At 73.2% G+C, this 13,094-nt stretch carries 11 protein-coding genes, 1 tRNA gene and 1 pseudogene; 8 read left to right on the forward strand and 5 right to left on the reverse strand.

Annotated elements, in window-relative coordinates; all coding sequences use genetic code 11:
* Nucleotides 1-199: 199 nt before the first annotated feature.
* Entirely contained in the window at nt 200-3,007 is a 2,808-nt protein-coding gene (locus tag AC068A_RS15370) for an ATP-binding protein (RefSeq protein ID WP_478585046.1), read from the forward strand.
* A 115-nt stretch (nt 3,008-3,122) separates the two neighbouring features.
* On the opposite strand, the gene AC068A_RS15375 is transcribed toward AC068A_RS15370, so the two are convergent.
* Nucleotides 3,123-3,833 carry a TetR-like C-terminal domain-containing protein gene (locus AC068A_RS15375; protein ID WP_478585048.1) on the reverse strand — a complete coding sequence of 237 codons (711 nt, stop codon included), beginning with the start codon at nt 3,831-3,833 and terminating at the stop codon, nt 3,123-3,125.
* Nucleotides 3,834-4,201: 368 nt separating this feature from the next.
* On the opposite strand from AC068A_RS15375, the gene AC068A_RS15380 reads away from it, so the two are divergent.
* The 3 genes from AC068A_RS15380 to AC068A_RS15390 all read left to right on the forward strand — a co-directional run bounded on the left by AC068A_RS15380 (nt 4,202) and on the right by AC068A_RS15390 (nt 5,691).
* Entirely contained in the window at nt 4,202-4,798 is a 597-nt protein-coding gene (locus AC068A_RS15380) for a hypothetical protein (protein WP_478585050.1), read from the forward strand.
* Nucleotides 4,799-4,895: 97 nt separating this feature from the next.
* Nucleotides 4,896-4,970 (forward strand) — tRNA-Trp (locus AC068A_RS15385).
* 73 nt (nt 4,971-5,043) lie between these two features.
* The gene (locus tag AC068A_RS15390; RefSeq protein WP_478585052.1) at nt 5,044-5,691 is read left to right on the forward strand and encodes a class I SAM-dependent methyltransferase; all 648 of its coding nucleotides are present in this window, start codon (nt 5,044-5,046) and stop codon (nt 5,689-5,691) included.
* A 109-nt stretch (nt 5,692-5,800) separates the two neighbouring features.
* On the opposite strand, the gene AC068A_RS15395 is transcribed toward AC068A_RS15390, so the two are convergent.
* The 3 genes from AC068A_RS15395 to AC068A_RS15405 form a co-directional block, all read right to left on the reverse strand.
* On the reverse strand, nt 5,801-6,040 hold the full coding sequence (locus AC068A_RS15395; RefSeq protein WP_478585054.1) for a hypothetical protein: 240 nt from the start codon (nt 6,038-6,040) through the stop codon (nt 5,801-5,803).
* A 206-nt stretch (nt 6,041-6,246) separates the two neighbouring features.
* Entirely contained in the window at nt 6,247-7,353 is a 1,107-nt protein-coding gene (locus AC068A_RS15400) for a translocation protein TolB (RefSeq protein ID WP_478585056.1), read from the reverse strand.
* Nucleotides 7,354-7,721: 368 nt separating this feature from the next.
* A complete protein-coding gene (locus AC068A_RS15405; protein ID WP_478585058.1) occupies nt 7,722-8,675 on the reverse strand; it encodes an alpha/beta fold hydrolase in 954 nt (317 codons plus the stop codon).
* A 122-nt stretch (nt 8,676-8,797) separates the two neighbouring features.
* Here AC068A_RS15405 and AC068A_RS15410 point away from each other — a divergent pair, with 122 nt between their 5' ends.
* Nucleotides 8,798-9,406, forward strand: a complete 609-nt coding sequence (locus tag AC068A_RS15410; protein ID WP_478585060.1) for a TetR/AcrR family transcriptional regulator — start codon at nt 8,798-8,800, stop codon at nt 9,404-9,406.
* 81 nt (nt 9,407-9,487) lie between these two features.
* Nucleotides 9,488-10,033: a hypothetical protein gene (locus AC068A_RS15415; protein ID WP_478585061.1), complete on the forward strand. Its 546-nt coding sequence runs from the start codon at nt 9,488-9,490 to the stop codon at nt 10,031-10,033.
* Nucleotides 10,034-10,194: 161 nt separating this feature from the next.
* Here AC068A_RS15415 and AC068A_RS15420 read toward each other — a convergent pair whose 3' ends face one another.
* Nucleotides 10,195-10,344 (reverse strand): hypothetical protein, encoded by a 150-nt coding sequence (locus tag AC068A_RS15420; protein WP_478585062.1) that lies wholly within the window; start codon nt 10,342-10,344, stop codon nt 10,195-10,197.
* Between the two features lie 699 nt (nt 10,345-11,043).
* Here AC068A_RS15420 and AC068A_RS15425 point away from each other — a divergent pair.
* Nucleotides 11,044-12,335 (forward strand): annotated as a pseudogene (locus AC068A_RS15425) (sensor histidine kinase).
* Nucleotides 12,323-13,006, forward strand: a complete 684-nt coding sequence (locus tag AC068A_RS15430; protein WP_478585064.1) for a response regulator transcription factor — start codon at nt 12,323-12,325, stop codon at nt 13,004-13,006. Before AC068A_RS15425 ends, AC068A_RS15430 begins: the two are co-directional and overlap by 13 nt.
* The last annotated feature ends 88 nt before the right edge of the window (nt 13,007-13,094 follow it).

Consider the following 13,094-nt stretch of genomic DNA (forward strand, 5'->3'; position numbering starts at 1 on the left):
GGGTTTCCGGCGAACCCGCCCACCCCCGCCGGGCGGGCACTTAGCCTGTCCCCGAGGGAACATCGGATTTTCCGACGACGGGCGGGGGCCGGAAGCCTCGGAACGGCAGGGGGCTCTCGTGGGCGGTCAGGCGGACAGGTTCTGGGCCGCGCTTTCGGCGGCGTACGAGGCGGCCGGGCGTCCTCCGCTGAGCAGGTTGGTGCGTGAGGCACAGGAGCCGGCGCACGGGCAGCGGCACTTCCGGCCGGACGGCAGTCCGCAGAAGTCGGCCGTCCACAGCTGGCTGAACGGACGCTCGGTCCCCGGCAAGGAGCACACGAGACACTTCCTGCGTCTGGCCGCCTTCCTGCGGGACGAGGCGGTCAGGGAGGGGCGCAGCCACCCGGTCAAGGCGGAAGCAGGGTGGCAGCAACTGCTGGCCCAGGCCCGGCTGGAGCGCGACGCGGCTCGAGGCGGCCGGCCCCGCACCCACAGCACACCCGACACGCAGGTCACACCGGTGAACCTGCCGCCGGACCCGCCGGACTTCACCGGCCGGGACGAGGAACTGGCCGAGATCCGGGAGGGGCTGGACCCGGCTGAGGACGAGGACACCACGGTGGTGGTGTCCGCCGTCGCGGGTATGGGCGGAATCGGCAAGACCGCGCTGGCCCTGCGCGCCGCCCACGAGGCCTTGGCCGGCGGCCGGTTCCCAGGCGGTGTGCTCTTCGCCGACCTGCGCGGCTACGGCGACGATCCGGTGGCCGACGCGGGGGCCGTCGCCGACCGCTTCCTGCGGCTCTTGGGAACGAAGCCGGACAAGCTGCACACGACCGACGAGAAGCTGGACGCATGGCGGTTGCGTCTGGCCCGGCTGGCCGCGGAGGACCTGCCGGTGCTGGTGGTGCTGGACAACGTACGCACCCCGGGGCAGATCGGCGGCCTGCTGCCGTCCGCCCCGCACCGTGCCCTGGTCACCTCCCGCCACCGGCTGTCCTCCCTGCGGGCCCGCCGGATCGGCCTCGCGCCGCTCTCTCCGGACGCGGCCGTCGACATCCTGGCACGGTCGTCCGCCGCGGCAGGCACGGTCGATGCCCGGATCGCCGCTCAGCGGACCGACGCGTTGGCGCTGGCAGGCCTGTGCGGGTACCTGCCCCTGGCCCTGTGGATCGTCGGCGTGCTCCTGGTCGACGAGCCGGAGCGGCCCCTCGCCGATCTCGTGGAGGAACTGGAGGACGCAAAGGCCCGACTCGACGTGATGATGTACGACGGCGAGGACGACAGCGGCCGTCCGCTGGCGGTGCGCGCCTGCTTCGAACTGTCCTACCGGCACCTGACCGGGCCGCAGCGCCGTGCCTTCCGGCTCCTGGCTGCCGTCCCGGGCCCCGACGTCTCCACCACGGCCGCCGCTGCGCTGCTGGACCTGTCCCGGGCCGAGGCACGACGGCTGCTCGTCGGCCTGGACCGGGCCCACCTGCTGGAGCACACCCCGGGCACGGAACGCTGGTCCATGCACGACCTCGTCCACCTCTTCGCCGACGAACTCGGCCGTGCCGAAGCCGAGGAGGACGGCCGGAGCAGCGCTGTCGCGCGACTGCTGGACCACTACCTCACCATGACCGACGCTGCGGTCGCCCACCTCCAGCACGAACCGGACAGGCCGGATGACTTCCGGGATCAAAGCCAGGCGATGGAGTGGCTGGACGAGGAACACAGCGCGCTCCTCGCGGCAGTCAGGGCGGCACCGGTCGATCATCCCGCCTCCACGGGCATCGCCCTGACCCTGGCACCGTACTTCGCCCGCCGGCGACGCTTCGACGAATGGGTGGCTCTGACCTCGGCCGCCTTGGCGGCGTTCCGGGCGGCCGGCAACCGGAAGGGCGAGCACACCGCACTGAACAACCTCGCCTACGCATTCCGTGAGGCACACAGAGTGGAGGAGGCCATCGAAGCCGCGACCGCAGCCGGGGCCGGCTTCCGGGAGGCCGGCGATCGCAGGGGCGAAGGCAAGGCACTCGTCAACCTCGGATGCGCGCTCATGGAAGCGGACAGGAGCCAGGAGGCGATCACCGCACTCGGCGCAGCGGTCGACATCTTCCGCGGGACGGGCGACCGCCCGGACGAGGCAACGGCCCTCAACGATCTGGGGGCCACGCTGCTCAAGGCGGAAAGGACAGAGGCAGGCATCCAGGCCCTGACGGCAGCCGAGGGCGTCCAGCGCGAGATCGGCGACGGGTACGGCCGAGCCAGGACACTGGCCAACCTCGGCGCCGCCCACAGGGACGCGGGTCGGTACGCCGAGGCGCTGGAGCTCATCGAGGACGCGGTGGCGGTGAGCAAGGAAGTCGGCGACCGGCACGGCGAGGGGCGGGCACTGCTGCAGCTCGGCCGCACCCTCGTCGAGGCCCGCAGGTTCGACGCGGCCATCGAGGCCGCTGCCGGCGCGGCAGGGATCCTCCGCGAGACCGGAGACCGGCACGGTCTCGAATCGGCTTTCCACTGGCTCGGATTGGCCATGGCCCCGGTCGGCCGGTACAGGGAGTCGATCGCCGCACTCCGCACGGCCGCAGACATCTGCCGCGAGGTCCACGACGTGCACGGCGAGGCAACGGCGCTGAACAGCCTGGGCGTCACCTTGAACGAGACGGGCGGCTTCAGGGAGGCATGCCACGCCTTCTCCAGAGCCGTGGGCCTCTTCCAGGAGGCGGGCGACCGCCACCACGAAAACGCGGCTCGCATCAACCTCGGGACGGCACTCGGGAAGCTCGGCGCGTACGAAGAGGCCTCGCTCCAACACATCACAGCGGCGGGCAACTTCCACGCGACGGGCGACCGGCACGGCGAAGGATGGGCGCTGCTCGGTCTGGGGTACGACCTGGCCGGCCTGGGCCGGGCCGACGAGGCAATCCTCGTACTGAACACGGCCGCAGCCATGTTCCGCGAGACCGGGGACGCCGACCTCGAAGGGCAGGCGCGGGGCAACGCGGCACGGCTCAGGCTGCTCCGGCTCGGGTCCGCAGACGGCTGACGCATCGCCGCACCGGGACCGATTCGACCGGGCGAGCGCGCAGCAGGAACGCCTCACGATCGGCGCCGCCCTGCGCGTTCACGTCAGCAGACGTCGGTCCGGTGCGGCAGGCGGCTCAGGCGTCGTCCGCGTCCCCGCCGGGGAGGACCTCGAGTCCGATGCTCTCGGCTGCCACGGCGACGGCGTAGTCGAAGAACGCGGCCTCGTCCTTGACGCTGTCGTGGGTGCGGCTGAACACCTGGAAGACCAGGAGCCCGATCAGATTGCTCCACAGGACGATGCCGCGCTCGATGACGTCCGAGAACGGAGCCTCGGGCACGCCGCCGAAGAGCTCGACCGCCGCCGGCAGCAGCAGCGGCGTCCCGGGCAGCGCCCGCCGGGGCGGGGTGAGCTCACCCGCCTCCAGGGCCGACCGCACGATGCCGGCGAGCACCGCAGGCGTGCGGGAGGCTGGCAGGACCGTGTCCTGCGGGGCGTGGTAGCCCGGCACGGGCGAGCCGTAGATCAGCGCGAACTCGCCCGGGTGCGTGAAGGACCACTCCCGCAGCGCACGCATGACGGCGAGGAGGCGCGAACCGGCCGACGCGCCCGCGTCCGCGGCGGCCCGGTCGGCCTGCTCCATCGCGGCACCGGAGGTGTCGTAGGCGTCGATGACCAGTACGGTCAGCAGGTCGTCGCGGTGCGGGAAGACGGCCTCCACATCAGCGAGGGCAAAGCCGCCGTCTCCGGCCACGGCGTCCAGGGACAGCCCTCCGGCACCCAGACGCGGCAGCAGACGGCGGGCCGTGTCCTTGATCACGGCATGCGATATCACGTTGTCATCCATGCCGAAACCGTACCTCTCCGCCGAACTCCTGCCACGACAGTGGTGTGTGATGCGGCATCAGCAGACTGGTCCGGCACGGCGTCCTCTCCCCCGCACCCCCGTCGTGCTGGGAAGGGAGCGTCCGGCCGCCGATCGTCCGGGGGGAAAAACGGGGATTCCGGTTCGGTGGGGTTCGGGGTCCCGCTACGGTGGCCGTGTCACCGCCCAGTGGAGGTCCAGTGCCAACGACCGTGGTGGGGTTCCGTCTCGGCTGCGATGCGCGGAGCCGACAGGCAACCATCGTTCTGACCGAGTCCGGTGTCCTCCACCGCTCCAACGGGCCCCTGGGGTCGACGTCGAAGCCCGGCCGGCCCGACGCTCCCGCGTCCGTGGATCCCCACCCCGTGCCCCGGCAGGCCGCCAAGCTGCGGAAGCTGCACGCCGAGCTGACCGGTGCCGGGTTCAGCCGGGTGCTGGTCCCGCCCGCCTGCGTACGGCTGGAGACCGACGAGCATCCACTGCACGCCAAGCCGTACGGGGGGAACGCTCCCCCGCCGCATCCGGAACTGGTCGAGGAGTTCGTCGGCTTGGCGCCGTCCTCCTCGATGCCGCTCGACGAGGCGATCCGGGCCTTCTACTCCGCCGTCGGCATTCCTTCCAAGCCTCGGCGTCCCGTCGCGGTGGGGGCGGCGGTGCGGCCGCTTCCGCCCCGTGTCCAACAGGCTCTGCGCGCCCTTGCCCGCGGCGCCACCATCACCTCGCCGCCGCGGCGCGGCGTCGGATGGCGGGTCACCCCGGGCGGGGTGCGCCTTCACGTGGGTCCTGCGGGTGAGGCGCTCACCCGGCAGGAGGTTGCGGACCTCCAGGCCGCGTTGTCGGCGTGGCTGCGGCTGAACCCGCAGGCCACGGTTCCGGGCCCGGCTTCCCTCGCACCGCTGCTCCCGGAATCGGCATCGCAGGGGCCGCCGTCTCGGGGGTCGGCGTGAGGGGTGCGCGGCTGCTCGCTGCCGGGGATCCGCGGAGGCTGTGCGAAGCCTGCTCGGCTGACCCGGCGCGCCACCTCCTACAATGCCGGTCGGGGGCGAAGCCGTAGCGCAGAGGTCGTCGCGCGTGGTCTCCAAAACCTCGAGGACGCCGGTTCGACTCCGGCCGGCTTCGTCCCCTCCCTACGGTCGGCTCGTCCGGGGGCACGGGAGACCGGCCGCCAAGCGGCCTCGCTTAGCCTTTGGCCATGAGTGGTCCGTTCAGTACAGCCGGGGACGGCGTCAGCCGCCCGAGGGGAACCGCCGGGTATGCCGAGGCGGCGGACGCGCTGGCCGTCCAGTACGAGGAGGTCGGCTTCGGCGAGGTGCACGGCGACGTGCTTCACCTCGTACCCACCGAGCCCGGTCGCATCCTGGACGTGGGCGCGGGAACCGGACGGGATGCCGCTGCGTTGGCGGCCCGCGGGCACCGCGTCGTGGCGGTCGAGCCGACCGCCGAGCTGCGGACCCACGGTCAGCGGATCCATGCGGGGAGCGGGATCGAGTGGGTGGACGACGTTCTGCCGGATCTGGCGCTGGTTCGGCATCCGGGCCGGTTCGACGCGGTCTTCGCCACCGCGGTGTGGATGCATCTCGATGCCGAGGAGCGTCGACGTGCGATGGCCAGGGTTTCCGCTCTGCTGGAGCCGGGCGGCCGGTTCTTCGTCAACCTGCGGCACGGCCCCGTTCCGGACGGCCGCCACATGTTCGACGTGTCCGCTGCGGAGACGGTGGAGCTGGGGGCTGCGTACGGACTCCGAGTGGTCCACCGGAGCGAGCGTCCCGATCTCCACGGCCGCGCACGCGTCCGGTGGAGCTCCCTGGTCGTGCAGGCGGCGGACGCCGTCGGACACTGATCCGGCCGGGCCCGGCCCGGGGGCCCGGCCCGGGGGCGCGGTGTGGGGGGGGGCAGCGCTCGAGCCGCATGCGGATCAGCCGCCCGGGCACCGGACGTGACGCGCGGGGTTACGACGTGCCGCCACGCTTGGTGCGCCATGCCGCGAAGGCGACGAGGCCGCCCACGGCGAGGGCCCCGACCTTCACTCCGAGCTTGACGGACAGCCAGCCGGTCACGAAGGGGATGTGCCAGCCCATCCGCCACACGAGGAAGAGGAGGGAGATGGCGACGAGAAGGCCGACAGCGACTCCCACGGCGGTCTTCAGGGGTGTGGAGCCGTCGGTGCGCTTCGCCTTGTCGTCTGTCATGACCACAACGCTAGTGGCCGCTCGGGTCGCCACCGTACTCCGAAAGGACGACGCCCCTGTCATCGAAAGTTGATCGGTCGGGCAGGTGCTGAATGTCTTTCAGCCATCTTGGCGGGCACGCCGGTTCGGTCCGCGGGCACCGCTGTCGGGGAACAGCCGACGGCCGCCGCGGAGCGGGTTCGCGGCGGGCTGTGGGGTGGCTGGGCTCAGGTGTGGAACGGGCCTGCCACTTCGTAGACGGTGCCGGTGGTGGAGGCGAAGTACATGCGCTTGCCGTCCGGGGCGAAGTCCAGCCCGGCCAGGGCCGTGCCGCCGTCGAGGCGCAGGAACGGGGCGATGACGTTGCTGCCGGTGATGGCGCAGATTTCGGCGTTGGCGCCCGCGCCCTCGGTCACGAACATTTCTTCCGCCGCCGACTTCCCGAACGGGAAGGCCGCATCCCGCGGGCAGGTCAGTGGTCCGCCGCCGGTCTCGGCGGCGTCGTAGTGGACGCGGAGCAGCGGGCCGAAGGCGTCGACCCGATAGATCCGGCTGTCGCCCTGGGTGGGGATGGCGTAGGAGACGGAGTTCTGGGCGGCCAGGCCGCCGGGCCGGTTGAACCTGATCTGGTCGGGCAGCTGGCGGCGGATGGGGGTGGCCGCCGCCGAGGGGTCCGGGACCTGCTTGTGGACGACCTGGGCGGTGCCGGGTGCCGCGGTCCATGCGTAGAGGGTGGTGTTGAACATGCGGTAGACGCCGCCGTCGGGCTCGTCCTCCGTCATGAAGAGGCTGCCGGCGCTGTCGTACGTGAGTCCGCCGCGCTTGAACCGCCCGTGTTCGGGGCGGCGTACGGCCGCATTCACGCCGCGCGGGTCGGCCTCGTACGCGTATCCGCCGGTGATGCGCTCGCCGACGAGCCATCCGCCGCCCGGCCTCGCGGTGCCGAGGGTGGGGGCGGTGCTGCCGGTGTCCACGCGGTGGGCGCCGGTGATCGTGCCGTTGGAGGAGAAGCGGATCGCGCTCGCGCCGCCGTTCTCGGAGTGCGATACGTAGATCCATCCGGTGCCGTCCCGTACGACGCCGCCGGGGCCGGGAGCCGCGTGCCAGGTGTAGGCCGTACCGGTGACGGCCAGGCCCGAGCGTGCGATGACCCTGCCGGTGAAGCCGGCCGGCAGGCGCAGGCCGTTCGCGTCCGGGGCGAGGAGCTCGCCGTACGGGCTCGGGCCGGGTTGCACGGCGGTCGCGGCCCGGGCGGACCGGGGGGGCAGCGCAGCGCTGACGCCGGCGGCCGCGGCACCGATCGCGGCGGCACGCAGCAAGACACGTCGTTTCATCACTGGAACCTTTACGTCGCTTCGAAGCCGAAGGGTGGCCGAGGTGACCCTGCCGTTGTCCCCGGACCTGTCCGGCCATCTTCACGGGACGCGGGGCGGGCCGGACGGGACCGCGTCGTTCCCTGTCAGGTCGGGGCCACGGCCGGGCCGCCACCACGGTGACGCCCAGTGGGCACGCGTCGAGCCGTTGAACGGTTCGGCTCGTGGAAGGGCGCCCACGACCGGCTGCGGGGGCCACTGGATCCTCGGCTTCGGGGCGCCTGCACCTGTGCCCGTGCCTGCGCCTGCGCCTGCGCCTGCACCGGGTAGCCGTCTTCAGGGCCTGCCGGGCGATGGGCCCTGCCCGCGGGCCGCTTGCCGGCTGCCCGTTACACCCGCACGGGACCGTTGGCCGCCGGGTCGAGGGAGTCGACGTCATCCATGAAGCTCAGCATCCGGGCGTTGACCACGTCGGGGTGGTCGATCTGCGGTCCGTGGCCCGTGTGGGCGATGATCTCGGCGCGAGCGCCGGAGATCAGCCGCGGCACGCGCTCCAACTGCCGCTTCGGGCGCAGGAGCAGGCTGCGCTTGCCCATGATCAGGTAGAAGGGCGTCCGGATGGAGCGCAGCTCGTCCTCCGACAGCGGCAGCGGCGCCGGCCTGCGGATCCGGAAGGCCTTCACACCCGCGTGGATCCACGCGCGCAACTCCGGAACGACGATGACCGGTTGCTCCAGCCACTTGGCCAGAAGCGGCCGCAGCGCCTTCGGGGCGAAGGTGGCGAAGAGGCTGGCGAAGATCCATACGAAGAACCGCAGGCCGACCTTCTCCAGGCCGCCCGGGTCGAGGGCGGTGACGGAGGCGAGTCGTCCCGGCCTGAGGTGGGCCTGGTTGATGACGAGCCAGCCGCCGTAGGAGGAGCCGACGAGGTGGACGCGGTCGAGGCCGAGTGCGTCGAGGGCCTCGTCGAGCCACTGGGCGGCCCGCTCGGGCTGCCACATCGGCTCGCGGTGGTTGCTGCGCCCGGGATCGCCGGGGGTGTCGAGGGCGTAGACGGGGCGTTCGGCGCTGAGCGCGGGGGTGTTGGGGTACCACATCGCGGAGCAGCCGCCCGAGCCGTGGATCAGGACGACCGGGGTGCGGTTCTCGGCGGCGGGGTCCGCCGGTCCGTAGCGGTAGACGTGGGTGGTGCCGAAGCTCGTCTCGACGTCGGTCTCGGAGCGGACGGGGGCGCCCATCGCGAAGAGGACGTCGCAGGTGTCGAAGTAGCGGTCGCGCAAGGTGTCGTTGACGTAGCGGCCGACGTCACGGCGGGCGCGGGGTCGCGTCGTGTTCTCGGTCACGGGTACCTCCTGGAGTCCGTTCTTCGTAATACGAACGTACCACAAAGATGGTACGGCGGTATCATGAAGGGGTCCGGGGAACCCGGGCTGCGAGATCCACCGAGGACGGGCGGAGACACCACATGCCGAAGCGCGTGGACCACGACGAACGCCGGACGCAGATCGCCGAGGCCCTCATCCGCGTGGCCGGCCGGCGCGGGCTGCACGCAGTCGGGATGCGCGATGTCGCCGCCGAGGCGGGGGTGTCACTGCGGCTCGTGCAGTACTACTTCCAGACGAAGGAGAACCTGCTCTTCTACGGGCTCCAGCACCTCACGGACCGCTTCACCGCCCGCGTCGGCGCGCGCCTCGCCGCCGCCCCGGACCGGGGCCCGCGCGCGACCGTCGAAGCCCTGCTGCTGGCCTCCCTCCCCACCGACGAGGAGAGCCGCACCTTCCACCTCCTGTACACCTCGTACTCGATCCTGTCGGTGACCGACGAGGGGCTGGCCGCCCAGCCGTTCATCGACAAGCCCAACGCCGCGGAGGACGCCGTGACCGGCATGCTCCGGCAGGCACAGGAGGCCTGCCTGGCCGACCCCGACATCGACGCGCGCACGGAGGCGATCAGCCTGCTCGCCATGACGGCCACCATGGGGACCAGCATCATCGTCGGCCAGCGCACGCCCGAGTCGGCCATCGCCGTCCTCCACCACCACCTGGACCGCATCTTCAAGGGCAAACGTGACTGACCCGCGGGTGAGGCCCGAACGGAGGCCTCCAATCCGCTGGTTTCACCCCTGCACCCTCCGCCCGGGGCGTAGCGTGGCCGCATGAGCGATGTCGTGGGGGGCAGGGGCCCGGAGCTGCCGCCGTCGTACCCGCCGAAGTCGCCGCCGCAGAAGAAGAAGCCGGTGCAGCAGCCGCGTCCCCAACCGGGCACCAAGCCGCAGCCGCCCTCCCGGGAGCGGGCGCGGCTGTCGGTGCGGAACCGGCAGACGGCCGCGCTGGTCTACCGGTCGGACGAGTGGGCGGCGAGGAAGGCAGCCGGGGAGGCCCTGGCCACGGTCCGCGGCTGGGGATACGGCGAGCTGGACGCCGACGACCTGGACGAGGTGATGCGGCTGCTCGTCGGCGCGGTCGTCGCGGACGGCGGGAAGCGGGTCAGCGTGCACCTCGCGGACCAGGACCGGTCCGTGCTGGTCCTCGTGCTCAGCCACCGTGTCGACGGGGGCCGGGGTGAGCAGCAACTGCTCAGCGACCTGGCGACCGTACCGAGCGTGCACACGTGCGGCAGCGATGTCGGTGAGGACGGCCGGCGCGTGTGGGCCCTCCTGGACACGCACCCCCGGCCGCGGCGGACGGGCCGCGTGGCGTAACCCGGTCCGCCGCGAAAACTCGGCGCGACCGTCGTCCTGCGCCGACCGGGACCGGGGCCCGCCCGGGCCGCAGGGGGGCCGCATGGCCCGGCGGTTCGGCCGGCCGTCGGGACCACGCTCCGGCCGCCTGGCGGACGGCCGAACGGACGGCCGGCGCGGGGTCAGTCCTCGCCCAGGATGATGTGCTCCTCGACCGCGGGCTCCGGCCTGCTCTCGGTAGTGCGGCGGACGCTCTCGGCCGCCCCGGGGCGGGGGGTGGTGCGCCTCGCGTCCTCGGGCTGGTCCGTGCTTGCCACGTCGTTCCGCGTCATGGTCTTCCTTTCGTCCGATCGGGGCGGAGGCGGTCGCCGGCAGCGCCGCCGCGCGCAGGGCGCAGTCGGCGCGCCACGGGCGACGGCACGCCGTGCCGGGTTCCTCCCGGGGTGCGCCGCTCTCCGCGATGCCGTGCGCGCTCGCGCTCCTTCCGTGCGTCCGATCAAAAACAGGACGCGCCCACACTGTGACCGGCCGCGCGGCGCGCCGCCCCCGGTGGGACGCCGTCCGGGTGAAGGGGCCTCGCAGCGGCCTCGCAGTGAGCCACTGCGCCAGGGCCGGCGACGGGCCTCGCCGCCGCATGGCTGGTTCTGCCCGAGGGGGCGGCACCGCGGTTCTGCGCCGCGTACGGGGACGTGGACCGGGCGACGGTCCGGCGTGCACGGGGATGGGCCGTGCTGCACGGTGTCTCCCCCATCGGTATGGGCCGGGCTTGGGAGCGGGGTCTTCCCGGCGGCCGGCCGACTCGGAGGCGTGCCGGTCGGGCGGCTCTCGGCCGTGTGCCGGATGCCGGTTGACGGGGGCGCCCGTTCCCGGCGCGTGCGCGGTTGCGGTCAGGACGAGGGCGACCCCGGTCGGCTTCAGGCGCTGTGCCCCGAGGAGTTGCGGACGGGCCGTTCGTGCTGGTCCACGGCTTCGTGGAGCCGGTGCCCTGACGTAGGGTCACGTGGGACCAGCCGCATCGGAGGAGCGTACGCATGCCCGAACTGCCCGTGCCCGTCCGGCTCGGGACCGTGTTGAGGAGCGGACCGCGGCGGTTCCTGCCGTCGTGGTGGCCGTGGCGCGGCTGGCTGTACCTGGCCTCCGGGGCCCTGGTCGGGTACGTGGTGTTGGCCGTGCTCGCCGTGCTGCTCGTCGCCGGGGTGCTGTTGTCCTGGCTGGGCATCGGGCTGCTGCTGCTCGCCGCGGCGGTGCTCAGCGCCCTGCCGCTCGGCGCGCTGGAGCGGTGGCGGCTGCGCCTGGTGGACCCGGAGCGGATCGCGGACCCGCACGCCCCGGCGGCCGGGGCCGGGCCGATGGGCCGGCTGCGGACCCGGTTGCGGGAACGGGCCACCTGGCGGGAGCTGGGGTACGCCGCCCTGCTCGCGGTGGTGTTCGGGCCGGCCGGGTTCGGGGTGACCGCCCTGCTCGCCTTCTCGGGTGCGCTGGTCGCGAGCCCCGTGATCGTATGGGCCCTGGCGCCGGAAACGGTGATGCTGATCCCCGGGCGTGCGGTCTCCGGCCCCGCCGAGGCCCTGGGCGGCACCGCTGCAGGGCTGTTGGGGCTGCTGCTCGCGGCGTACGCGGCCGGACTGGTCGCCGCAACCCAGGTTCGTCTGGCGCGGGCCCTGCTCGGGCCGCGCGAGGAGGACCTCCGGGTGGTGGAGCTGACCCGCTCCCGGGTCCGGCTCGTCGACGCCTTCGAAGCCGAACGGCGGCGGATCGAACGGGACCTGCATGACGGTGCCCAGCAGCAGCTGGTGGCGCTGAGCATGACGCTGGGGCTGGCCGAACGGGAGTTGCGCGGCGTGCCGGAGGCGGCGGCCGCGGCCGAACTGGTCGCCCGGGGACGGGCGGAGGCCAAGCAGGCGCTGGCCCAACTCAGGGAGCTGGTGCGGGGTATCCATCCGCAGGTGCTGACCGACCACGGGCTGGCGGCGGCCGTCACGGAGCTCGCGCTGCGGCACCCGGTTCCGGTGGCGGCCGACCTGGACGGGGTGCCGCGGCTGCCCGAGGCGGTGGAGGCCGCCGCGTACTTCTGCGTCGCGGAGGCGCTGGCCAACGCGGCCAAGCACAGCGGGGCCGGCCGCGTGGAGGTGACGGGCCGGGTCGTGGACGGGAAGCTGACCCTCACGGTCGCGGACGACGGCCGCGGAGGGGCCGAACCGGCCGCGGGGGCGGGCCTGGTGGGGCTGGCGGACCGGCTGGCGGTGCTGCGGGGCAGACTGGTGGTGTCGAGTCCGGTGGCGGACCGACCGTACTGCGGGTGGAGGTGCCGTGCTCCGGCTGATCCTGGCCGAGGATTCCGTGCTGCTGCGGGCCGGGCTGACGGAGGTGCTGTCCCGCAGCGGGCACACGGTGGTCGCTGCGGTCGGCGACGCGGAGGCGCTGAAGCGGGCGGTGGCCGCAGAGCGGCCCGACGTGGTGGTGACCGACGTACGGATGCCGCCCGGCTTCCGGGACGAGGGGCTGCGGGCGGTCCTGGAACTCCGCGCCTCCGACCCGTCGTTGTCCGTGCTGGTGCTGTCCCAGTACGTGGCGACGGCCTACGCGGCGCAGCTGTTCGACGGCAGCGCGGGCGGGACGGGCGGTACGGGTGCGCCGGGCGGGCTCGGCTACCTGCTGAAGGACCGCGTCGGCGAGGTCGACGAGTTCCTCGACGCGCTGGAACGGGTGGCCGCCGGGCAGACGGTGCTCGACCCCGAGGTGATCCGGGTGCTGCTGAACCACCGCCCGGCGGACCACCCGCTGGGCCGGCTCACCCCGCGGGAACGGGAGGTGCTGGCGCTGATGGCGGAGGGCCTCAACAACCAGGCCGTGGCGGCCCGGCTGTTCGTGACCGAGGCCGCCGTGGTGAAGCACGCGAGCAGCATCTTCATGAAACTGGAACTCGACCCGTCGGAGGGCAATCGGCGGGTCCTGGCCGTCCTCGCCCACCTGCGGGGCTCCGCCGTCGGCTGATCTGCGGTTCCCGCCTCGGGGAACGGCCGGCGGTGGTCGGCGAAGGCGGCGGCTTCGCGCTGCCCGTACGGGAGCGAGCGGCGACCGC

This window comes from Streptomyces sp. NPDC043854 (genome assembly GCF_056436005.1).

What these genes read in the sequence shown, in the direction of transcription:
- AC068A_RS15375 (WP_478585048.1), bottom strand. Translation starts at nt 3,833, where the DNA reads ATGGATGACAACGTGATATCGCATGCCGTGATCAAGGACACGGCCCGC.
- AC068A_RS15390 (WP_478585052.1), top strand. Translation starts at nt 5,044, where the DNA reads ATGAGTGGTCCGTTCAGTACAGCCGGGGACGGCGTCAGCCGCCCGAGG.
- AC068A_RS15395 (WP_478585054.1), bottom strand. Translation starts at nt 6,040, where the DNA reads ATGACAGACGACAAGGCGAAGCGCACCGACGGCTCCACACCCCTGAAG.
- AC068A_RS15400 (WP_478585056.1), bottom strand. Translation starts at nt 7,353, where the DNA reads ATGAAACGACGTGTCTTGCTGCGTGCCGCCGCGATCGGTGCCGCGGCC.
- AC068A_RS15410 (WP_478585060.1), top strand. Translation starts at nt 8,798, where the DNA reads ATGCCGAAGCGCGTGGACCACGACGAACGCCGGACGCAGATCGCCGAG.
- AC068A_RS15415 (WP_478585061.1), top strand. Translation starts at nt 9,488, where the DNA reads ATGAGCGATGTCGTGGGGGGCAGGGGCCCGGAGCTGCCGCCGTCGTAC.
- AC068A_RS15420 (WP_478585062.1), bottom strand. Translation starts at nt 10,344, where the DNA reads ATGACGCGGAACGACGTGGCAAGCACGGACCAGCCCGAGGACGCGAGG.